Source organism: Cellulomonas sp. plas2 (assembly GCF_057221735.1).
This window is the reverse complement of record NZ_CM170155.1, coordinates 2,441,541-2,463,453: the sequence shown is the minus strand read 5'-3', so window position 1 is coordinate 2,463,453 and position 21,913 is coordinate 2,441,541. Positions and strand designations below refer to the sequence as shown.

At 74.9% G+C, this 21,913-nt stretch carries 20 protein-coding genes; 15 read left to right on the top strand and 5 right to left on the bottom strand.

Annotation, left to right across the window (positions count from 1 at the left end; translation table 11 throughout):
• Positions 1-236 precede the first annotated feature (236 nt).
• The 9 genes from rpsB to AC2TDM_RS11000 all read left to right on the top strand — a co-directional run bounded on the left by rpsB (position 237) and on the right by AC2TDM_RS11000 (position 8,087).
• Entirely contained in the window at positions 237-1,190 is a 954-nt protein-coding gene (rpsB, locus tag AC2TDM_RS11040; RefSeq protein WP_090030132.1) for a 30S ribosomal protein S2, read from the top strand.
• 120 nt (positions 1,191-1,310) lie between these two features.
• Positions 1,311-2,156 carry a translation elongation factor Ts gene (gene tsf, locus AC2TDM_RS11035; RefSeq protein WP_090030134.1) on the top strand — a complete coding sequence of 282 codons (846 nt, stop codon included), beginning with the start codon at positions 1,311-1,313 and terminating at the stop codon, positions 2,154-2,156.
• Between the two features lie 282 nt (positions 2,157-2,438).
• The gene (gene pyrH / locus AC2TDM_RS11030; protein ID WP_484636444.1) at positions 2,439-3,134 is read left to right on the top strand and encodes a UMP kinase; all 696 of its coding nucleotides are present in this window, start codon (positions 2,439-2,441) and stop codon (positions 3,132-3,134) included.
• A gap of 76 nt (positions 3,135-3,210) precedes the next feature.
• Complete coding sequence (frr, locus tag AC2TDM_RS11025) at positions 3,211-3,768, top strand: ribosome recycling factor (RefSeq protein ID WP_484634632.1); 558 nt, start codon at positions 3,211-3,213, stop codon at positions 3,766-3,768.
• Entirely contained in the window at positions 3,768-4,619 is an 852-nt protein-coding gene (locus tag AC2TDM_RS11020; RefSeq protein ID WP_484634631.1) for a phosphatidate cytidylyltransferase, read from the top strand. Before frr ends, AC2TDM_RS11020 begins: the two co-directional genes overlap by 1 nt.
• A gap of 66 nt (positions 4,620-4,685) precedes the next feature.
• Positions 4,686-5,804, top strand: a complete 1,119-nt coding sequence (rlmN, locus tag AC2TDM_RS11015; protein WP_484634630.1) for a dual-specificity RNA methyltransferase RlmN — start codon at positions 4,686-4,688, stop codon at positions 5,802-5,804.
• A complete protein-coding gene (locus AC2TDM_RS11010) occupies positions 5,801-6,355 on the top strand; it encodes a DivIVA domain-containing protein (protein WP_090030142.1) in 555 nt (184 codons plus the stop codon). Before rlmN ends, AC2TDM_RS11010 begins: the two co-directional genes overlap by 4 nt.
• A gap of 50 nt (positions 6,356-6,405) precedes the next feature.
• Positions 6,406-7,614 carry a 1-deoxy-D-xylulose-5-phosphate reductoisomerase gene (dxr, locus tag AC2TDM_RS11005; protein ID WP_484634629.1) on the top strand — a complete coding sequence of 403 codons (1,209 nt, stop codon included), beginning with the start codon at positions 6,406-6,408 and terminating at the stop codon, positions 7,612-7,614.
• Positions 7,611-8,087 carry an SRPBCC family protein gene (locus AC2TDM_RS11000; RefSeq protein ID WP_484634628.1) on the top strand — a complete coding sequence of 159 codons (477 nt, stop codon included), beginning with the start codon at positions 7,611-7,613 and terminating at the stop codon, positions 8,085-8,087. Before dxr ends, AC2TDM_RS11000 begins: the two co-directional genes overlap by 4 nt.
• Before the next feature lie 79 nt (positions 8,088-8,166).
• On the opposite strand, the gene AC2TDM_RS10995 is transcribed toward AC2TDM_RS11000, so the two are convergent.
• From AC2TDM_RS10995 to AC2TDM_RS10985, 3 genes are read right to left on the bottom strand one after another with little or no spacing between them, the layout of a single operon-like run.
• Entirely contained in the window at positions 8,167-9,630 is a 1,464-nt protein-coding gene (locus tag AC2TDM_RS10995; RefSeq protein ID WP_484634627.1) for an NAD(P)/FAD-dependent oxidoreductase, read from the bottom strand.
• Positions 9,627-11,060, bottom strand: a complete 1,434-nt coding sequence (locus tag AC2TDM_RS10990; RefSeq protein ID WP_090030146.1) for an aspartate aminotransferase family protein — start codon at positions 11,058-11,060, stop codon at positions 9,627-9,629. Before AC2TDM_RS10990 ends, AC2TDM_RS10995 begins: the two co-directional genes overlap by 4 nt.
• Positions 11,057-11,545, bottom strand: coding sequence for an Lrp/AsnC family transcriptional regulator (locus AC2TDM_RS10985; RefSeq protein ID WP_203708706.1), 489 nt, complete (start codon positions 11,543-11,545; stop codon positions 11,057-11,059). The genes AC2TDM_RS10990 and AC2TDM_RS10985 overlap by 4 nt, the downstream gene beginning before the upstream one ends.
• Positions 11,546-11,787: 242 nt before the next feature.
• Between AC2TDM_RS10985 and AC2TDM_RS10980 the strand changes: the two genes are divergently transcribed.
• The 6 genes from AC2TDM_RS10980 (at position 11,788) to AC2TDM_RS10955 (ending at position 18,958) form a co-directional block, all read left to right on the top strand.
• The gene (locus AC2TDM_RS10980) at positions 11,788-13,230 is read left to right on the top strand and encodes an aminobutyraldehyde dehydrogenase (RefSeq protein ID WP_484636443.1); all 1,443 of its coding nucleotides are present in this window, start codon (positions 11,788-11,790) and stop codon (positions 13,228-13,230) included.
• A 166-nt stretch (positions 13,231-13,396) separates the two neighbouring features.
• On the top strand, positions 13,397-14,647 hold the full coding sequence (locus AC2TDM_RS10975) for a polyamine ABC transporter substrate-binding protein (RefSeq protein WP_484634626.1): 1,251 nt from the start codon (positions 13,397-13,399) through the stop codon (positions 14,645-14,647).
• A complete protein-coding gene (locus AC2TDM_RS10970) occupies positions 14,644-15,786 on the top strand; it encodes an ABC transporter ATP-binding protein (protein WP_090030151.1) in 1,143 nt (380 codons plus the stop codon). The genes AC2TDM_RS10975 and AC2TDM_RS10970 overlap by 4 nt, the downstream gene beginning before the upstream one ends.
• Positions 15,783-16,700: an ABC transporter permease gene (locus AC2TDM_RS10965; protein ID WP_484634625.1), complete on the top strand. Its 918-nt coding sequence runs from the start codon at positions 15,783-15,785 to the stop codon at positions 16,698-16,700. Before AC2TDM_RS10970 ends, AC2TDM_RS10965 begins: the two co-directional genes overlap by 4 nt.
• A 74-nt stretch (positions 16,701-16,774) precedes the next feature.
• Positions 16,775-17,566 (top strand): ABC transporter permease, encoded by a 792-nt coding sequence (locus AC2TDM_RS10960; protein WP_090030495.1) that lies wholly within the window; start codon positions 16,775-16,777, stop codon positions 17,564-17,566.
• A 63-nt stretch (positions 17,567-17,629) separates the two neighbouring features.
• Positions 17,630-18,958: a saccharopine dehydrogenase family protein gene (locus AC2TDM_RS10955; protein WP_484636442.1), complete on the top strand. Its 1,329-nt coding sequence runs from the start codon at positions 17,630-17,632 to the stop codon at positions 18,956-18,958.
• A 40-nt stretch (positions 18,959-18,998) separates the two neighbouring features.
• On the opposite strand, the gene AC2TDM_RS10950 is transcribed toward AC2TDM_RS10955, so the two are convergent.
• Positions 18,999-20,372 (bottom strand): transaminase, encoded by a 1,374-nt coding sequence (locus AC2TDM_RS10950; protein ID WP_484634624.1) that lies wholly within the window; start codon positions 20,370-20,372, stop codon positions 18,999-19,001.
• On the bottom strand, positions 20,369-21,829 hold the full coding sequence (gene gabT / locus AC2TDM_RS10945; RefSeq protein ID WP_484634623.1) for a 4-aminobutyrate--2-oxoglutarate transaminase: 1,461 nt from the start codon (positions 21,827-21,829) through the stop codon (positions 20,369-20,371). Before gabT ends, AC2TDM_RS10950 begins: the two co-directional genes overlap by 4 nt.
• Positions 21,830-21,913: the final 84 nt, after the last annotated feature.

The following is a 21,913-nucleotide window of genomic DNA, read 5'->3' as shown; positions in this document are numbered from 1 at the left end:
TCGACTTCGCACGCCGTCATCCGGTCGCCGTCACCGTCGGGCCCTGCCCGACCACGCGGTCCGGAACCGGTGCAGGCAACGGTCCGGGTCCGCCCGGCGCCTGCCCGGCTCGGCGTCAGGGGCCCCGGCCGTCCGGTCGGGCCGACAACCGAGACCGCAGGTCCCGTGCGCGCGACGCGTGCGGGCTCCTGCACGAGTGCGCGTGCCCCGACGGGCGCGCGACGGAAGGACGTGCCATGGCCGTCGTGACCATGCGCCAGCTGCTCGAGAGCGGTGTCCACTTCGGGCACCAGACCCGCCGCTGGAACCCCAAGATGAAGCGCTTCATCTTCACCGAGCGCAACGGCATCTACATCGTCGACCTGCAGCAGTCGCTCACCTACATCGACCGGGCCTACGACTTCGTCTCCCAGACGGTCGCGCACGGCGGGTCGATCCTCTTCGTCGGGACGAAGAAGCAGGCGCAGGAGCCCGTGGCCGAGCAGGCCGCGCGCGTGGGCATGCCCTACGTCAACCAGCGCTGGCTCGGCGGCATGCTGACCAACTTCTCCACGGTCCACAAGCGCCTGCAGCGCCTCAAGGAGCTCGAGCAGATCGACTTCGACGACGTCGCGGGCTCGGCCCTGACGAAGAAGGAGCTGCTCGTCCTGCGTCGCGAGAAGGACAAGCTGAGCAAGACCCTCGGCGGCATCCGCGACATGGCCAAGGTCCCCTCGGCCGTGTGGATCGTGGACACCAACAAGGAGCACCTCGCCGTCGACGAGGCGCGCAAGCTCGGCATCCCGGTCGTGGCGATCCTCGACACGAACTGCGACCCGGACATGGTCGACTACCCGATCCCGGGCAACGACGACGCCATCCGCGCCGTGCAGCTGCTCACGCGCGTGATCGCCGACGCGGCCGCGGACGGCCTCGTCCGTCGCTCCGGCGGCGGGCGTGCGGACGACGCCGCGACGGCCCAGGCCGAGCCGCTGGCCGAGTGGGAGCGCGAGCTGCTCGCCGGCACCGAGGCGCCCGCCGCCCCGGCCGCCGACGTCCCGGACGCCGCCCCCGCCGACGCCGTCGTCTCCGAGGCCACGCCGGCCGCGGGCGCGGGCGCCGAGACGGTCGTCGACGCCGAGCCCGCGACGCCGGGCCAGGACGCCGCGCCGGCCGTCGAGGCCGCCCCCGCCGAGCCCTCCCAGGCCTGACGTCCCCGGCCCGGGTCGCCCGCACCTGCGGGTGGCCCGGGCCGCACCACGCATCCCGGCACCCACGGGTGCCACCGGGCCCGTGCCGCGGGCCCCGACGAGAAGGACGGAAGCACTCCTATGGCGAACTACTCGCTGGCCGACATCAAGGCGCTCCGCGAGAAGACCGGCGCCGGCATGATGGACGTCAAGAAGGCGCTCGAGGAGGCCGCCGGCGACGCCGACAAGGCCCTCGAGATCATCCGCGTCAAGGGCCTCAAGGGCGTCGGCAAGCGCGAGGGCCGCTCGGCCTCGGACGGCCTCGTCGCCGCGCACGTCGCCCCCACCGGCGACGGCGAGGGTCAGACGGGCGTGCTCGTCGAGGTCAACTCCGAGACGGACTTCGTCGCCAAGAACCAGGCGTTCATCTCCCTGGCCGACCGCGTGCTGGCCGCCGCCGTCGCCTCCGGCGCCCGCGACGCCGACGCGCTGCTGGCCGCCGACTCCGACGGCACCCCGGTGCAGACGGTGGTCGACGAGACGGCCGCGACGCTGGGCGAGAAGGTCGTCGTGCGCCGCGTGGCCCGTGTGGCCGGCGAGCACGTCGAGGTCTACCTGCACAAGGTCAACAAGGACCTGCCGCCGCAGGTCGGCGTCCTCGTCGCCACCGACGCCGCAGGTGCCTCGGTCGCCCGCGACGTCGCCACGCACATCGCCGCGTACTCCCCGCAGTACCTCACGCGCGACGAGGTGCCGGCGGACGTCGTGGAGTCCGAGCGCAAGATCGCCGAGGAGACGGCCCGCAACGAGGGCAAGCCCGAGGCCGCGCTGACGAAGATCGTCGAGGGTCGCCTCAACGGGTTCTTCAAGGAGAACGTCCTGCTCGACCAGGCGTTCGCCCGCGACCCGAAGAAGTCGGTCGGCCAGGTGCTGACCGAGGCCGGCGGCACGGTCACCGCCTTCGTCCGGTACCGCGTCGGCGCCTGACGCCCGCCGGCCGTGGCCCCGTCCCTCCGTGAGGGGCGGGGCCACCGCCGCGTACGGCGCCGGTCGCCCGGCGCCCGGCGGTGCGCGGTACCGTGCGCCCAGCCCCCAGACCGACCCAGCACCGGAGGACCGCCCGTGACCGACCCCGCCACGCACGTCCCGTCCCCGTCCGCGGCGGCCGGGCCGATCACCGGCACCACCGGCGCCGGCGCCGGCGCCGGCGCCGGCACCGGCACCGGCACCGACGCGCGCCGCGTCGGCGAGGCGCCGGCCTCCCGCCGCGTGCTGCTCAAGCTCTCGGGCGAGACGTTCGGCGGTGGCGAGGTCGGCCTCGCGGCGGACGTGGTCCAGCGCATCGCGGCCGAGATCGCGGTGGCGGTGCGCTCGGGCGTGCAGGTCGCGATCGTGTGCGGCGGCGGCAACTTCTTCCGCGGCGCGGAGCTGTCGCAGCGCGGCCTGGACCGCGCGCGGGCCGACTACATGGGCATGCTCGGCACGGTGATGAACTGCCTGGCGCTCCAGGACTTCCTCGAGCAGGCCGGCGTCACCACGCGGGTGCAGACCGCGATCACCATGGGCCAGGTCGCGGAGCCGTACATCCCGCTGCGCGCCATCCGGCACCTGGAGAAGGGGCGCGTGGTCATCTTCGGCGCCGGCGCGGGGATGCCCTACTTCTCCACGGACACGGTCTGCGTGCAGCGCTCCCTCGAGACGCACTGCGACGAGGTGCTCATGGGCAAGAACGGCGTCGACGCGATCTACACCGCCGACCCGAAGAAGGATCCGGACGCCCAGCGCCTGGAGCACGTGACGTACACGGACGCGCTCGTGCGCGGGCTGGCCGTCATGGACGCGACGGCGCTGAGCATGTGCCGCGACAACGACGTGCGCATGCGCGTCTTCGGGCTCGAGGAGCCCGGCAACGTCACCCGCGCCCTGCAGGGTGAGAAGATCGGGACGTCGGTCACGGCGTCCTGACCCGCCCGTCCCGGGCACCCGGGACCCGCCGGGCGGCACACCCCGCCACACCGACCCACGGACAAGGGAGCACCCTGTGATCGACGAGACCCTCTTCGAGGCCGAGGAGAAGATGGACAAGGCCGTGGAGGTCGCCAAGGAGGACTTCGCGGCGATCCGTACGGGCCGGGCCAACGCCGCGATGTTCGCCAAGGTGTTCGTCGACTACTACGGCGCCCCGACGCCGCTGCAGCAGCTGGCCTCCTTCAACGTCGTCGAGGCGCGCACCGTGCTCGTGGCGCCGTTCGACAAGTCGTCCATGACCGCGGTCGAGAAGGCGCTGCGCGACTCCGACCTCGGCGTCAACCCGACGAACGACGGCTCGGTCATCCGGGTCGTCCTGCCCGCCCTGACCACCGAGCGCCGGCGCGAGTTCGTCAAGCTCGCCAAGACGAAGGCGGAGGACGCCCGCATCTCCGTGCGCTCGGTCCGCCGGCGCGCGAAGGACACGCTCGACCGCCTCGTCAAGGACGGGGAGGCCGGCGAGGACGAGGTGCAGCGCGCGGAGAAGGAGCTCGAGGCCCTCACGAAGCGGCACGTCGACACGATCGACGCGCTGCTGCAGGGCAAGGAGAGCGAGCTGCTCGAGGTCTGATGATCGAGCAGACCGCGCCCGCCGTGACCGGCTCCACCGTCCGCACCGGCCGCGACCTCCCGCTCGCGGTCGGGGTCGGGGTCGCGCTGATCGCGCTGGTCCTGGCGTCCCTGCTCGTGCGCAAGGAGGCCTTCGGCCTCGTGCTCGTGCTGGCCGTCGGCGCCTCGTTGTGGGAGCTGGCGCAGGCGTTCCGGCGGCGGGACCTGCACCTGCCGCTCGTGCCGCTGCTCGCGGGCACCGTCGGCATGGCGGTCTCGGCCTGGACCGGCGGGCTCGAGGCGCTGTTCGTCGCGTTCCTGCTGACCGTGGGCGGCTGCGTGGTGTGGCGGCTGCTCGACGGATCGGGGACGGCGGCGCTGCGGGACGGGACGGCGGCGGCGTTCGCCGCGGCGTACCTGCCATTCCTGGCCGGGTTCGCGATGCTCATGCTGGCGGCGCCCGACGGGGCGTGGCGGGTCCTGCTGTTCATCCTGCTGGGGGTCGCCAACGACACCGGCGGGTACACCGCCGGCGTCCTGTGGGGCCGGCACCCGCTGGCCCCCTCGATCAGCCCCAAGAAGACCTGGGAAGGTCTGGGGGGGTCCGTGGTGTTGGCAGTGGTGGTCGGGGTCCTCGGCGTCACGTTCCTGCTGGACGCCCCGCCGCTCGTCGGCGTCGTCGTCGGGCTCGCGGCGGTCGCCGCAGGGACCCTCGGGGACCTGGGGGAGTCGCTCCTCAAGCGTGACCTCGAGCTCAAGGACATGGGCCGGCTGGTGCCGGGCCACGGCGGGCTGCTCGACCGCCTCGACAGCCTGCTGCTGACGGCGCCCGTCACCTGGGCCGTGCTGGCCGTCCTCGTCCCCGTGGGCTGAGGCGTCCGGCCGCACCGGACCCCGCCACCCCACCGCACCACCCACACGTCCCGGGAGGGATCCTCGATGTCCACGCCCGTCCCGCTGGTCATGGCCCCGCCGAAGGGCCGCGGCAAGCCGCCGCGCCACTTCGTCGACCTCACGCCCGAGGAGCGCCGAGCCGCGGTCGTCGAGCTGGGCGAGAAGCCGTTCCGCGCCAAGCAGCTCGCCACGCACTACTTCACGCACCTCACCGCCGACCCGGCGCGCATGACCGACCTGCCCGAGCGCACCCGCGACACGCTCGTGGCGGCGCTGTTCCCCGAGCTGCTGACGCCCGTGCGCACGCTCAGCGCGGACGGCGGCACGACGGTCAAGACGCTGTGGCACCTGTTCGACGGGGCCAAGGTCGAGTCCGTGCTCATGCGCTACCCCGGCCGCGCCACGCTCTGCGTCTCGAGCCAGGTCGGCTGCGGCATGGCCTGCCCCTTCTGCGCGACGGGCCAGCTCGGCCTCACGCGCAACATGTCGACGGCGGAGATCGTCGAGCAGGTCCGTACCGCGGCCAGCTCCCTGGCGGCCGGCGAGCTCCCCGGCGGCCCCGGCCGGCTCAGCAACGTCGTGTTCATGGGCATGGGCGAGCCCATGGCCAACTACAAGGCGGTCATCGAGACGGTGCGGCGCCTCGTCGCGCCCGTCCCGGACGGCCTCGGCATGAGCGCCCGCAACATCACGGTGTCCACCGTGGGACTCGTGCCCGCGATCGACAAGCTCGCCGCGGAGGGCATCCCCGTCACCCTCGCGGTGTCGCTCCACGCGCCCGACGACGAGCTGCGCAGCGAGCTCGTGCCCATCAACACGCGCTGGACGGTCGACGAGGCGCTCGACGCGGCACGCCGGTACTTCGACGCCACGGGCCGCCGGGTCTCCATCGAGTACGCGCTCATCCGCGACATGAACGACCACGCGTGGCGGGCCGACCTGCTCGGGGAGAAGCTGAACGCGCGCGGCAAGGGCTGGGTGCACTGCAACCCCATCCCGCTCAACCCGACGCCGGGGTCGAAGTGGACGGCGAGCGACCCGGCGGTCGAGGACGAGTTCGTGGCACGCTTGCGCGCGCACGGCATCCCGACGACGGTGCGGGACACCCGGGGCAGCGACATCGACGGAGCCTGCGGGCAGCTGGCGGCCGAGGAGGAGCAGTGAGCGACGGCATGTTCCGGACCGTCCCCGGGCTGCGGCGCGGGTACGACCCGGGCGAGGTCGACGCCTTCTTCTCCCACGCCCGCACCGTGTACGAGTCGGGGCCGGCCGGCGCGCTGTCGGGCAAGGACGTGCGCGGCGCCGCCTTCGAGCTCGTCCGCGGCGGCTACTCCACCGCCGCCGTCGACGCCGCGCTCGACCGCCTCGAGGCGGCCTTCGTCGCCCGGGCGCGGGCGGAGTTCGTCGCCGAGCACGGGCAGACGGCGTGGATGGACCGGCTCGGCGAGCAGGCGCGGACGCTGTACCCGCGGCTGGGGCGACCGGACGGACAGCGGTTCGCGCCGCCGCCCGGACGGCAGGCCGGGTACGAGTCCGCGGACGTGGACGCCCTGTGCCACCGCCTCGTGGACTACTTCGACGAGGGCGTGCCGCTGACGGCCGCCGAGCTGCGCACCGCCACCTTCCGTGCCCGCCGCGGCCGCACCGCGTACGCCGAGGGGCCCGTCGACGCGTTCCTCGCCCGTGCGGTCGAGGTCCTGCTGGGCGTCGAGTGACCGGCGGACCGGCGGGCGCCGCCGAGGGCCTCGGCTCCGGCACGGGCGGGGTGACCTCCGCCCCCCGGCGCGTCACGGTGCTGGGCAGCACCGGCTCCATCGGCACGCAGGCCGAGGACGTGGTGCTCCGCAACCCCGACCGGTTCGTCGTCACCGGGCTGTCGGCCGGTGGGCGGGACCCGGGGGCGCTCGCGCGCCAGGCCGCGACGCTCGGCGTCGAGGTGGTCGCGGTCGCCGACCCCGCCGCGGCCGCCCCCCTCCGTGCGGCACTGGTGGCGCAGGACGGCGGCGAGGGCGCGCGCCCCGGATGGTCCGGAGCCGCGGTGGAGGTGCTCGCCGGACCCGACGCGGCGACGGAGCTCGCCGGACGCCCGGCCGACGTCGTCCTCAACGGCATCACGGGATCGGTCGGCCTGCGCCCGACGCTCGCCGCGCTGACGGCCGGCAGCACCCTGGCGCTGGCCAACAAGGAGTCCCTCGTCGTGGGCGGGCCGCTCGTGCAGGCCGCCCGGCGCCGCGCCGACCAGATCGTCCCGGTCGACTCCGAGCACTCCGCCATCGCGCAGGCCCTGCGGACGGGGGCTCGCGGCGAGGTCCGACGCCTCGTCCTGACGGCGTCCGGCGGGCCGTTCCGGGGCTGGGACGCCGACGCGGTGAAGGCCGTGACGCCGCGGCAGGCGCTGGCGCACCCGACCTGGTCGATGGGGCCGGTCGTCACGGTGAACTCGGCGACCCTCGTGAACAAGGGCCTGGAGCTCATCGAGGCGCACCTGCTGTTCGACGTGCCCGAGGACCGGATCGCCGTGGTCGTCCACCCCCAGTCCGTCGTGCACTCGATGGTGGAGTTCGTCGACGGCTCGACGATCGCGCAGGCCTCCCCGCCCGACATGCGGCTGCCCATCGCGCTCGGCCTCGGCTGGCCCGACCGCGTGCCCGGGGCGGCCCCGGCCAACGACTGGACGGCACCGGTGGCGTGGACGTTCGAGCCGCTCGACGAGGAGGTCTTCGGGGCGGTGCGCCTGGCCCGGGCGGCCGTGAGGGCGTCGGCCACGCACCCGACCGTGCTCAACGCGGCCAACGAGGAGTGCGTCGAGGCGTTCCTCGCCGGCCGCATCGGGTTCGGCGACGTCGTCGCCACGGTGGAGCGTGTGCTCGACGAGCACCCCGGCACGCCCGCGTCCGCGCTCACGCTGGAGGCGGTGCTCGACGCGGAGGACGCAGCCCGGGTGCGGGCGCGCGAGCTCCTGGCGCGCCGGTGAGCCGGCCCGTCGTCGTCGCCCGCACGGTGGCGCTCCCGCTCGGGGAGGCGTGGGCCACGGCCGTGGACCCGCGCAACCGGCCGCGGTGGGTCCCGCTCGTGCGCACCGCCGTCGACGGCCTGCCGCTGGGCGTCGGCACCCGCGTCACGGCGCTCCTCGGGCCGTTCACCGCGCGCGGCGTGCCGGGCCTGCCCGACCGGCAGACGGTGGAGACGTTCGAGCCGCCGCAGGACGGCCGGCCCGGACGGGCCGTCCTCGTGCGGACCGGGCCGGTGCTGCGCGGCGCGACCACCGTGGAGGTCGCACCGACGGGGGCGGGCGCGAGCACGGTGACGTGGTCCGAGGAGGTGCACCTGGCCGGCCCGCTGCCGGTCGGCCTGACCTCGGCGCTCCTCGCGCCGGTGGTGCACCTCGTGGTGCGCCGGCTGCTCGGCGGCCTGGGCCGCGAGGCCGCCCGCCGCGTCCGCCGGTAGCACCCGGTCGCCGCGGCCCGGCCGCGGCCCGGTGGGCGCCGGCTCGGTGCCCGGCTCGGTGCCCGGCTCGGTGCCCGGCTCAGTGCCCGGTGAGGCGTCCCAGCAGCGCGGCGACCCGGCTCGGGCGCCCGGTGCGGTCCTCGACCCGGTCCGCGAGGGCCGCCCCGCGCAGCCCCGCGGTGATGCCGGCCCAGCGCAGCGGCTCGCGCTCCCAGTCCGGGGAGCGGTGGTCGACCCACGGCAGACGGACGAGCTCCGAGTCGGCCCCCGTGACGAGGTCGGCCAGCGTGCGGCCGGCGAGGTTCGTCGTCGCGACGCCGTCGCCGACGTAGCCGCCGGCCCACCCGAGGCCCGTGGCGCGGTCGAGGCCGACCGAGGCGTGCCAGTCCCGCGGGACGGCCAGCGGCCCGCCCCAGGCGTGCGTCATGTCCACCCCGCGCAGCACCGGCAGCAGCGCGACGAGCTCGGCGCGGAGGTGGGCGAACACCGCCTCGTCGCGGTCGAACGACGGACGCACGCGCGAGCCGAGGTGGTAGGGGGCTCCGCGGCCGCCGAAGGCGATGCGGTCGTCGGTGGTGCGCTGCCCGTAGACGATGAGGTTGCGGCCGTCGGTGAAGGTCTGGCCCCGCTCGAGCCCGATCTCCTCCCACGCGGCGGCCGGCAGCGGGGCGGTCGCGACCATGAGCGAGTAGACGGGGGCGACGGCCCGACGGCTGCCGGGCAGGTCCGGCGTCCAGGCCTCGGTCGCGCGCAGCACGTGGCGCGCCCGCACGGTGCCGTGGTCGGTGACGACGGCGCCGGGGGACAGGCGCAGGGCCCGGGTGCCCTCGACGAGCCGCACGCCGCGCTCCTCGAGGACGCGGACCAGGCCGCGGACCAGGCGGGCCGGCTGCAGGCGGGCGCAGTCCGGCGTGAACGCCCCGCCGACGACGCCCGCGGCGCGCACGTGCGCGGCGACGCCCGGCGCGTCGAGGAGCTCGGACTCGTCGCCCCAGGCCGCGTCCTCGGCGACGGACGCCCGCACGCGCGCGAGCTGGGCCGCCGACCGGGCGAGGGTGACCGTCCCGCCGTACGCGAAGCCGCAGTCGATCTCCTCCGCGGCCGCGACGCCGCCGACCTCGACGACGGTGTCGCGCATCGCGGCCCGCAGCGCGAGTGCACCCTCGCGCCCGTGGCGACGGGCGAGCGCCGCCGCGGACGTGGGGAACAGGGCCGAGCACCAGCCGCCGTTGCGGCCGCTGGCCCCGTAGCCCGCGACCTCCCGCTCGACGAGCACGACCTCCAGCGACGGGTCGGCCTCGAGCAGGTAGTACGCCGTCCACAGACCGGTCAGCCCGGCACCGACGACGGCGACGTCCGCGGTGGTGTCGCCGTCGAGGGGCGGCCGGGGCACGAGGGCGCCGGGGTCCTCGTCGGCGACCTGGTCCCACCACAGCGACAGGCCGCGCAGGTCCTCGCGGGCGGCGGGGCCGGCGGTGGACCGGCCACCGCCGGCACGTCCCCCGGGCCGTCCCGGCGCGCCGCTCCCCGCCGGCGGCGTCACAGGCGGGTCCAGGCCTCGCTGAGCACGCCGCGCAGGATCTGCTCCATCTCGTCGAACTCGGGCTGGCCGATGGTCAGCGGCGGGGCGAGCTGCACGACGGGGTCACCGCGGTCGTCGGCGCGGCAGTACAGCCCGGCCTCGAACAGCGCCTCGGACAGGAACCCGCGCAGCAGGTGGTCCGACTCGGCCTCGTCGAACGTCTCCCGCGTCGCCTTGTCCTTGACGAGCTCGATCCCGTAGAAGTACCCGGCCCCGCGCACGTCGCCGACGATGGGCAGGTCGAGGAGCTTCTCCAGCGTGCGGCGGAACGCCGGGGCGTTCTCCTGCACGTGCGCGTTGAGGCCCTCGCGCTCGAAGATGTCGAGGTTGGCCATCGCCACGGCGGTCGAGACGGGGTGCCCGCCGAACGTGTAGCCGTGGAGGAACGTCGCGGCGCCGCTGCGGAACGGCTCGTGCACCCGGTCGGACACGATCATCGCGCCCAGCGGGGAGTACCCCGAGGTCAGCCCCTTGGCGCACGTGATGATGTCGGGCACGTACCCGAAGTCGTCGCACGCGAACATGGACCCGATCCGGCCGAACGCGCAGATGACCTCGTCGGACACGAGCAGCACGTCGAGCTCGTCGCAGATCTCCCGGACCCGCTCGAAGTACCCCGGGGGCGGCGGGAAGCAGCCGCCGGCGTTCTGCACGGGCTCGAGGAACACGGCCGCGACGGTCTCGGGCCCCTCGAACTCGATGGCCTCGCGCACGCGCTCCGCCGCCCACCGCCCGAACGCCTTCGGGTCCTCGCGCAGGCCGTCCTCCGCCCGGTAGATGTTGGTGTTCGGCACCTTGTGCGCGCCGGGGACGAGGGGCTCGAACGGCGCCTTCATGCCGGGCAGGCCCGTGATGGACAGCGCCCCCTGCGGGGTGCCGTGGTAGGCCAGCGCGCGGGAGATCACCTTGTGCTTGCCGGGCTTCCCGACGAGCTTCCAGTACTGCTTGGCCAGCTTCCAGGCGGACTCGACGGCCTCGCCGCCGCCGGTGGTGAAGAAGACGTGGTCCAGGTCGCCCGGCGCGTAGGACGCGACGCGCTCGGCCAGGTCGATGGCGCCGGGGTGGGCGTAGGACCACAGCGGGAAGAACGCGAGCTGCTCCGCCTGCTTGCGGGCGGCCTCGGCGAGCTCCTCCCGGCCGTGCCCCACCTGCACGACGAACAGCCCGGCCAGACCGTCGATGTACCGGCGGCCCTCGTCGTCCCAGATGTGGTGGCCCTTGCCGCGCACGATCGTCGGGACGTCGTGGTCCCACTGGCTGGCGGTGGTGAAGTGCCCCCACAGGTGCCGGCGGGCGGCCTCGTCGCGGGGCGTGCCCGCGGGCGTGCGGTGCTCGGCCGGGTGCTCGTCCCGGTGCTCCACGGCCGGGACGGCGGGCAGCGTGCTGGTCATCGGGTCCCCCAGTTGTAGAGCTGCTTGTGCAGCTTGAGGTAGACGAAGGTCTCGGTGGACCGCACGCCGGGCAGCGGGCGGATCTTGCGGTTGAGCACCTCGAGCAGGTGGTCGTCGTCCTCGCACACGACCTCGGCGAGGACGTCGAAGCCGCCGGCGGTGACCACGACGTAGTCCACCTCCGGCATCTCGGCCAGCGCCGCCGCGAGCGCCTCCGTGTCGCCGTCCGCGCGCACCCCGATCATCGCCTGCCGGGCGAACCCGACGCCGAGCGGGTCGGTCACCGCGACGATCTGCATGACGCCGGACTCGACGAGCCGCTGCACGCGCTGCCGGACCGCCGCCTCCGACAGGCCGACGGCCTTCCCGATGGTGGCGTAGGCCCGGCGGCCGTCCTCCTGCAGCTGCTCGATGATCGCCTTGGAGACGTCGTCCAGCACCGGGCGGGCGGCGGGCCGGGCGGCGGGGCCGGGGCGGTGGCTCACGGCGACGATGCTCCCCCAGGGGCGCGCCGCTGGCAAGCGATTCCGTCGTCGTGGCCCCCCTCCACCGCGTATTCCGCCGGCCCCGGTCCCAGGTCGTGGAGGAAACAGGTGTCCCCCGGGGTCTCCCGCTCCGGCCGTCCCGGCGGCTAGCCTGCCGGTCGTCCACCCCGTCGACGCCGGAGGCACGCGTGAGCCAGACGACCACCGCCACCACCCCCGCGACCGGCGACCCCTCGCCGGCCGTGCCCGCCACGCCCGACGTCACCTTCACGAACGTGGTCGGCGGGCAGGAGGTGCCGTCCGCGTCGGGCCGGACGACACCGGTCGTCGACCCGTCGAAGGGGCGCGTCTACGCGCACGCGCCGCTGTCCGACGGGCAGGACGTCGACCGCGCGTACGCGGCCGCGTCCGAGGCCTTCGCGACCTGGGGGCGGACCACGCCGGCGGAGCGTCAGCTCGCGCTCCTGCGGCTCGCCGACGCGCTCGAGGAGCGGGCGGAGGAGTTCGTCGCCACCGAGTCGCGGGACACGGGCAAGCCGCTGCACCTCACGCGCACGGACGAGGTGCCCCCGTGCGTCGACCAGCTGCGGTTCTTCGCCGGCGCGGCCCGCGTCCTGGAGGGGCGCTCGGCGGGGGAGTACCTGGCCGGGCACACCTCCTGGGTGCGGCGGGAGCCCGTCGGCGTCGTCGGGCAGGTCACGCCGTGGAACTACCCGCTCATGATGGCGATCTGGAAGATCGCCCCCGCGCTCGCGGCCGGCAACACGGTGGTGCTCAAGCCGTCCGACACCACGCCCGCCTCCACGGTCCTGCTGGCCCGGGTGGCCGCCGAGGTGCTGCCGGCGGGGGTGCTGAACGTCGTGTGCGGCGACCGGGACACGGGCCGTGCGCTGGTGGCGCACCCGCGGCCCGACATGGTCGCCATCACGGGGTCGGTGCGCGCCGGCGCGCAGGTGGCGGAGGCCGCGTCGGCGCAGGTGAAGCGGGTGCACCTCGAGCTGGGCGGCAAGGCCCCGGTGGTCGTGTTCGACGACTGCGACGTCGCCGCAGCGGCGGAGGGCATCGCGGGGGCGGGGCTCTACAACGCGGGCCAGGACTGCACCGCCGCGACGCGCGTGCTCGTGCACGAGCGCGTGCGCGCGGACTTCACGGCGGCGCTCGCGGAGGCGGCCCGGGCGCAGCGCACCGGCGCGCCCGACGACGAGGGGGTGGCGTTCGGCCCGGTGAACAACGAGACGCAGCTGGGCCGCGTCACGGGGTTCCTCGACCGGCTGCCCGACCACGCCGAGGTGCTGACGGGCGGGCACCGGCAGGGGGACGTCGGGTACTTCGTCCAGCCGACGGTCGTCGGCGGGCTGCGCCAGGACGACGAGGCCGTCCAGGAGGAGATCTTCGGCCCGGTCCTCACCGTCCAGGGCTTCACCGACGAGGACGAGGCCCTGCGCCTGGCCAACGGCGTGCGCTACGGCCTGTCCAGCTCGGTGTGGACCCGGGACCACTCCCGGGCGCTGCGCGTGTCCCGTGCGCTCGACTTCGGCGTCGTGTGGATCAACACGCACATCCCGTTCGTCGCGGAGATGCCGCACGGCGGCTTCAAGCAGTCCGGCTACGGCAAGGACCTGTCCATGTACGGGTTCGAGGACTATACGCGCGTCAAGCACGTGATGTCGGCCTTCGAGGGGTAGCAGGGCAGGAGGCGCGGCAGGAAACGTGGGCGACACGCACCGTTGACGCAGGTTTTTCGTCGCCCGGACGGGTGATGGGCACGGAATCCGCCCGAACCGCACCATACTGACCACGCAGGACCGCCAGACCACGCGCCCCGTGCCGGGGCAACCGAGAGGAGCGCCCATGCCCCGCCCCCTGCCGCCCGGGACCGACCCGGTGGTCGCCGCCCTCGTCGCGCACGGCCGTCGGGCGGCACGCGCCCGCCGGGCCGCGTCCGCGGGTCTGTCCCGCCGGCAGTTCCTCCTCGGTGCGGCGGGCACCGCCGGCACCGCGGCCCTGCTGGCCGCGTGCGGCACGGGTGGCGGCACGCCGGGCACCGGTGGGACGTCGGGCGGCGGGGGCGGCGCGGGCGACGCCCTGCGCTGGGCCAACTGGACCCTCTACCTCGACCAGGACGACGCGGGCGGCTACCCGACGCTGCAGGCCTTCACCGAGCAGTCGGGCATCGACGTGGAGTACAGCGAGGACGTCGACGACAACGACACCTTCTACGGGAAGGTGCAGGGGCAGCTCGCGAACGGCCAGGACATCGGCTACGACCTCGTCACGCTGACCGACTGGATGGCCGCGCGGTGGATCCGGATGGGGTACGCGCAGACCCTGGACCGGGAGGCGATGCCGAACACCGCGAACATCCTGCCCGGGCTCGCCGACGTGGACTTCGACCCGGGCCGCACCCACTCGCTCACGTGGCAGTCCGGCTTCGGGGGCCTCGCCTGGGACACGGAGAAGGTCCCCGGCGGCATGGCCACGGTGTCGGACCTGTGGAACCCGGAGTACCGCGGGCGCATCGAGGTCCTCTCCGAGATGCGCGACACGATCGGGCTCATCATGGCCGAGCAGGGCGTCGACATCGCCGGGCCCGACTGGGGCGACGCGGAGTTCGGCGCGGCCCTGGAGGTGCTGCGCGAGCAGATCGCCAACGGGCAGATCCGGCAGGTGCGCGGCAACTCCTACGCCCAGGACCTCGTCTCGGGCGACGCGGTCGCGGTCATCGGCTGGTCCGGGGACGTGACCGCGCTGAACTTCGAGAACGACGGGCGCTTCGGGTTCGCGATCCCCGAGTCCGGCGGCACGCTGTGGAGCGACAACCTCCTGGTGCCGACGCCGTCGTCCCGGGTCGAGGACGCGCAGACGCTCATCGACCACTACTACGACCCGGTGGTCGCGGCCCAGGTGGCGGCGTACGTCAACTACATCACTCCGGTCCAGGGGGCCCAGGAGGCGATGGCGGACGTCGACCCCTCGCTCGTGGAGGAGCAGCTCATCTTCCCGGACGAGGCGACGCTGTCGCAGGTGAAGGTCTTCCGGACCCTCACGCCCGAGGAGGAGGAGAGGTACAACCGCGACTTCCTCGACGTGATCGGCGCGTGAGCGTGGCGCAGGGTGCGGCGCTGCAGGTCGAGCGCGTGACCAAGGCGTTCGGTGGCTTCACGGCCGTCGACGACCTCGACCTGGAGGTGCCGTCGGGGTCCTTCTTCGCACTGCTCGGCCCGTCCGGGTGCGGCAAGACGACGACGCTGCGCATGGTCGCCGGCCTCGAGCAGCCGACCGCGGGGAGCATCACGATCGGCGGCCGGGACGTGACCGGGACGCGCGCGCACCAGCGGCCCGTCAACACGGTCTTCCAGAGCTACGCGCTCTTCCCGCACCTGACGGTGGGCGAGAACGTCGCGTTCGGGCTGCGGCGCCGGCGGGAGCGGGACGTCGACCGGCGCGTCGCGGAGGCGCTCGAGCTCGTCGAGCTGGGGCACGTGGCCGACCGCCGGCCGGCGCAGCTGTCCGGTGGCCAGCAGCAGCGCGTCGCGCTGGCCCGGGCGGTCGTCAACCGACCGGCCCTGCTGCTGCTCGACGAGCCGCTCGGCGCTCTCGACCTCAAGCTGCGCCGGCAGATGCAGCTCGAGCTCAAGCGCATCCAGGACGAGGTCGGCCTCACGTTCGTGCACGTCACGCACGACCAGGAGGAGGCCATGACCATGGCCGACACCGTCGCGGTGATGAACCACGGCCGGATCGAGCAGCTCGGCGCCCCCGCGGACCTGTACGAGCTGCCGCGCACCGCGTTCGTCGCCAACTTCCTCGGGCAGTCCAACCTCGCACCTGGCACGGTCGTCGAGGGGCCGGACGGGCACGGTCTGCTCGGCGTCGACGTCGGCGGTTCGCGGGTGCGGCTGCCGGCGGCGCGGGCCGTCGCCGCCGCCGGACGCGTGCTCGTGGGCGTGCGCCCGGAGAAGGTGCGCATCCTCGTGCCGGGCCAGGAGCCCGGGCCGGGGGAGAACGTGCTGGGCCCCGGGGTCGTCACGGACGTCTCGTTCGCGGGCGTCAGCACGCAGTACCGGGTCGAGCTGACCGGGGTGGGCACCTTCGGCGTCTTCGCGCAGAACCTGCTGGGCGGGGCGACGGTCGCGCACGGCGCGGTCGTGCGGCTGGCCTGGTCCGCGCAGCACACGTTCGGCCTGTCGGGCGACGAGGACGTGGCGGCCGGCGCCGCCGACCTGGACGGCGAGCCGTGAGCCTGCTGACCGGCCTGGGGGCGGGCGGGGCGGTGACCGCCGCGCCGACGCGGCGGCCGCCGTCGCGCGCGTACTGGTGGCTGCTGCTGCCGGGGCTGGTCTACCTCGCGCTGTTCTTCGTGGTCCCGGTCGGGGCGCTGCTGGGCACGTCGCTGTACGTGCCGGTCCCGGGCGGGGACGTCGGGCAGTACCAGCCGGCGTTCGCGGTGGGCAACTACGCGGACGCCCTCGCGCAGTTCTGGCCGCAGCTCGTGCGGTCGTTCGTGTTCGCGTTCCTCGCCACGGTCGTGACGCTCGTCGTCGGGTACCCCGTCGCGTACGCGATCGCGGTGCGGGCGCGGGGGCGCCCGGTCCTGCAGGGCCTGCTGCTCGTGCTGGTCGTGGCGCCGTTCTTCACCTCGTTCATCCTGCGCACCATCGCGTGGCGGCAGATCCTCGCCGACGACGGCTTCGTCGTGGCGTCGCTGCAGTGGCTGCACCTGCTGCCGGAGGGCGCCCGCCTCACCGCCACGCCGTTCGCCGTCGTGTGCGGCCTGGCCTACAACTTCCTGCCGTTCATGATCCTGCCGATCTACGCGAGCCTCGAGCGTCTCGACCCGCGGCTCGTCGAGGCCGGGGCGGACCTGTACGCGTCCCCGATGACGACGTTCCGCACGGTGACGTTCCCGCTGTCGCTGCCCGGGGTCGTGGGCGGCACCCTGCTCGTCTTCATCCCGGCCTCGGGCGACTACGTCAACTCGAGCCTGCTGGGCAACAACACGAACACCGCGATGATCGGGCAGGTCGTCGACGCACGGTTCTTCCGCGTCCTCGACTACCCGACCGCGGCCTCGCTGTCGGTGGTCCTCATGCTGGCGATCCTCCTGCTGGTGGCCGCCTACGTCCGCCGGGCCGGGACGGAGGAGCTGCTGTGACCACGTTGACCCGCCCCGTCGCGACGGCGGCCCCGCACCCACCGGAGCGGCCGGCAGCACGACGGCGTCCGCGGCTGCGGCTCGGCGACGCGCTCGTCCCGGTGTTCGCCGCGCTGGCGTTCCTCTACCTGCTGGTGCCGATCGCCTACACCGTCGCGTTCTCCTTCAACGACGGCGGCAAGACGAACCTCGTGTGGCGGGGGTTCACCCTCGACGCCTGGCGGAACCCGTGCGGCGCGCCCCAGGTGTGCCAGGCGTTCGTCAACTCCCTGCAGGTCGGGGTCGTGTCGACGCTCCTCGCCACCGCGCTGGGCACGCTGCTGGCGATCGCGCTGGTCCGGTTCACCTTCCGGGGGCGGACCCTGGCCAACCTCCTCATCTTCCTGCCGATGTCCACCCCCGAGGTCGTCCTCGGGGCGGCCCTGCTGGCGCAGTTCCTCACGGTCCGCGTGCCGCTGGGCTTCTGGACCGTGGTGGCGGCCCACGTCATGTTCTGCGTGAGCTTCGTGGTGGTGACCGTCAAGGCACGGGTGGCGGGCCTCGACCCGGCGCTGGAGGAGGCGGGCGCGGACCTGTACGGCAGCCCCTGGCAGGTGTTCTGGCGCGTGACGTTCCCGCTGCTGCTGCCGGGCATCGCGGCCGCGGCGCTGCTCGCGTTCAGCCTCAGCTTCGACGACTTCATCGTCACGAACTTCACGTCGGGCTCGTTCGACACCTTCCCGAAGTTCGTCTACGTCTCGGCGACCCGGGGGATACCGCCGCAGGCGAACGTCATCGGGTCCTTCATGTTCGTGCTCGCCCTGGTGCTCGTCCTCGCCGTGCAGGTCGTCGGTGCGGCCCGCGCCCGGCGGCGACGCGCCGCCTGACCGGCGCGAGCGGTGCAGGACGGTGCGCGACGGTCGCGCACCGTGGTGGTGGGAGGGGTCGTCGTGCGGGTGCTCGTGGTCGGCAGCGGGGGCGTCGGGGACGCGGTGGCGCGCATCGCGGCGCGGCGGGACTTCTTCGAGGCGATGGTCGTCGCGGACGTCGACGTCGCCCGCGCGGAGAAGACGGTGGCCGCGGCGCGGGAGCACGACGTGGGCGCCGACCGGTTCGACGCCGCGGCCGTCGACGCGTCCTCGGCCGGGGCGGTCGCCGCGGCCGTGCGCGAGCACCGCGCCACGCACGTGCTCAACGCCGTGGACCCGCGGTTCGTCCTGCCGATCTTCGAGGGAGCCCTGGCCGCCGGTGCGGACTACCTCGACATGGCGATGTCCCTGTCGACGCCGCACCCCGAGCGACCGTACGAGCTGCCCGGGACGAAGCTGGGCGACGAGCAGCTCGCGCAGGACGGACGGTGGCGGGACGCCGGCCGCCTGGCGCTGCTCGGCATCGGGGTCGAGCCGGGCCTCTCGGACGTCTTCGCCCGGTACGCCGCGGACCACCTGTTCTCCGCCATCGACGAGCTCGGGGTGCGCGACGGGGCGAACCTCGTCGTGCGCGGCGAGGACGGCGAGCCCGTGTTCGCCCCGTCCTTCTCCATCTGGACGACGATCGAGGAGTGCCTCAACCCGCCGGTCATCTTCTCCGCGGACCGGGCCGAGGCGGCCGGCAGCAGGGAGGCCGGCTGGTACACGGTGCCGCCGTTCCACGAGCCGGAGGTCTTCGACTTCCCGGCGCCCATCGGGCCGGTGGAGTGCGTGCACGTCGAGCACGAGGAGGTGCTCCTCATGCCGCGGTGGCTCGACGCGCGGCGGGTCACCTTCAAGTACGGGCTGGGCGAGGAGTTCATCGGCGTCCTGCGCACGCTGCACACGCTCGGCCTGGACCGCACGGCGCCCGTGCGGGTGCGCGGCGTGGAGGTGAGCCCGCGCGACGTCGTCGCGGCCGTGCTGCCCGACCCCGCCACGATCGGCCCGCGGATGGAGGGCGCCACCTGCGCGGGTCTCCTCGTCACGGGCACGAACACCGACGGCCGCCCGCGGGAGGTGTACCTCCACCACGTCGTGGACAACGCGTGGTCGATGGCCGAGTACGGGGCGCAGTGCGTCGTGTGGCAGACCGCGGTCAACCCGGTGGTCGCGCTCGAGCTCCTGGCCGCGGGCACGTGGTCCGGCACCGGGGTCCTGGGTCCCGAGGCCTTCGACGCGGTGCCCTTCCTCGACCTGCTGGCCGCGCCGGCGCCCCAGGGGTACGGCTCGCCGTGGGGGATGCAGGAACGGACGCCGGCGGACACGCAGGCCGACTTGAGGTCATCGGCCCGACAGGCGTCCACCTGACGGTCGTCCACCCGACGGGCGCCGGCAGGTCCGGCGCCCGTCAGGCGGTGAGCGCCCCCGCGGCCGCGGCGAAGGCCTCCGTGTGCCGGTCGACGTCCGCGTCCGTCGTCGCCGGGCACATGAGCGCCATGTTGTGGAACGGCGTGAGCAGCAGGCCGCGGTTGAGCGCGTGCAGGTGCAGGAGCTGCTGGAGCGGGAAGTCGTCCGCGGCGGCCGCCTCGGCGCCGTGCCGCGGCGGCACCGGGGCGAACCCGTACTCGGCCCGGGCGCCGAGCCGGGTCACGTGCCACGGCAGGCCCGCGTCGTCGAGCACCGCCTGCACCCCGTCCGCCCAGCGGTCCGCGCGCGCGGTCATCCCCGCGAAGGCCGCCGGCGTGAGCACCTCCGTGAGCGTGGCCCGCGCGGCCGCCGTCGACAGCGCGTTGCCGGCGAGCGTGCCGCCCACCCCGCCCACGTCGATGTCCTCCAGCTCGACGCGGTGCTCGATCGCGGACGCCAGCTCGGGCACCAGCCCGAAGGCCGCCACGGGCACGCCGCCGCCGATGGTCTTGCCGACCACGACGACGTCGGGCTCGAGCGCCCACGCCGCGGTGCACCCGCCCGGGCCCGCGCACAGCGTGTGCGTCTCGTCGACGACCCACCACGCGCCGGCGGCGCGGGTGAGCGCCCGGACCGCGTCGAGGTACCCGGGTTCGGGCAGGACGATCCCGATGTTCGTCAACGCCGGCTCCATGAGGACCGCGGCGACGTCACCGCCGTCGAGCGCCGCCCGCAGGGCGTCGACGTCGTTGAACGGCACGACGAGCGTCGTCAGCGACGGTGGCACGGGGGCGCCGATGCTGCCGCGGCGCTCCACGACGCGCCCCGCGGGGTCCAGGGTGGCGAACGCCTCGTCGACGGTGCCGTGGTAGCAGAAGTCCATGACGACGACCTTCGTCCGGCCCGTGAGGTGCCGGGCGTAGCGCAGGACGTGCCGGTTGGCGTCCGTGGCCGTGAGCGTCAGCTGCCAGCGGGACACCCGCGACGGCCCGGCGCCGAAGCGCGCGGTGAGCTCCGCGCCGACGGCCGCGGCGTCGGGCGTCGGCAGCATCGCGGTGAGCCCCCGCGCCGCCTGGCGCGCGACGGCGGCGACCGTGGCGGCGGGTGCGTGCCCGCACATCGCGCCCGTGTCGCCCAGGCAGAGGTCGACGTGCTCGACCCCGTCGAGGCAGGTGAAGTGCGCGCCCGCGGCCTCCCGGACGACCGGCGGGAAGGGCCCCGGCCACTTCGCCATCCACGACATGGGCACCCCGTAGGTGAGGTGCTCGCGGGCGGTCGTCGCCTCCGCCGCGCACGCCGGGTGCGCGGCGACGAAGGCCGCCGTCTCGGCCGCCGTGAGCGCCGCGACCCGGGCCGGGTCGACCGTGGCGCTCACGCGTCCCGCCCCCCGCCGACCGCCGGACCCGGACGGGACCCGGCGAGGGTCGTCGCGCTCGCCTCGCCCGGCGCAGGGGGCGGCTCCTGCCCCCGCAGCGCGGCGACGAGCACGTCCAGCGCGTCGTCGAGCAGGGCGGGGTCGATCACGAGCGGCGGGAGCAGCCGGACCACGTTGCCCCACGTCCCGCAGGTGAGGACGATGACGCCCGCGGCGGCGCACGCCGCCGCGACCCGCGCCGCCGCCGCACGGTCCGGCACGAGGCCGCCCCCGGGCTCGACGAGCTCGACGGCGAGCATCGCCCCGCGCCCGCGCACCTCCGCCACCCCCGGCACCGTGCCGACGAGCGGCTCGAGCCGGCCGCGCACCTGCGCCTCGATCCGACGCGCGGCGGCGGCCAGGTCGTCGCGCTCGTACACCTCGATCGCGGCGAGAGCGGCGGCGCACGCGACGGGGTTGCCGCCGTACGTCCCGCCGAGGCCGCCGGGGTGCACGGCGTCCATGAGCTCGGCCCGGCCCGTCACGGCCGCCAGCGGCAGACCCCCGGCGATCCCCTTGGCCGTGGTGACGAGGTCCGGCACCACGCCCTCGTGCTCCAGGGCGAACATCGCCCCGGTCCGCGCGAAGCCCGTCTGCACCTCGTCGGCGACCAGGACGACGCCGTGCTCGGCGCACCAGCGCGCGAGCGCCGGCCAGAAGCCGGGTGCCGGCACGACGAAGCCGCCCTCGCCGAGCACGGGCTCGGCGACGAGCGCCGCCACCCGGTCCGCGCCCACCTGCCGCGTGGCGACGTCGACGAGGCGCGCCGCGGCCTCCTCGCCCGTCATGCCGGCGGGGTCCCGCAGCGGGTAGGAGGCCGGGACGCGGTACACCTCGCCGGCGAAGGGCCCGAACCCGGCCTTGTACGGCATCGCCCGCGCCGTCATCGCCATCGTGAGGTTCGTGCGCCCGTGGTAGGCGTGGTCCAGGACGAGCACGGCGTCCCGGCCCGTGACGCGACGGGCGACCTTGACCGCGTTCTCGACCGCCTCGGCGCCCGAGGTGACGAGCACGCTGCGCTTGGCGTGGTCCCCGGGGGTCAGCCGGGCCAGCGCCTCGGCGACGGCGACGTACGGCTCGTACGGCGTCACCATGAAGCAGGTGTGGGTGAAGGCCGCCGCCTGGGCGGCGACGGCGGCGACCACGTCCGGGTGGCTGACGCCGACCGAGGTCACGGCGATCCCCGCTCCCAGGTCCACGAGCCGGTTGCCGTCCACGTCCTCGACGACACCGCCGCCGGCGCGGGCGGCCCACACGGGGACCGCCGAGCCGACCGCGGGCGGGACCACCTGCGCACGCCGGGCGCTCAGGGCCAGCGAGCGCGGGCCAGGGACGGCCGTGCGGAGGAGGCGGGACTGCTCGAGCGGCGCGTCGCCGTCGACGTCGGGAACGGCTGGTGGTGCGGAAATCGCGGTCACGGCAGCACGGTAGTGCGCGGACGTGCTGCCCGGAAGGTCTGCACCGACGGATGTCGTCGTCGGGACGCGCAGCACCCCCGTCAC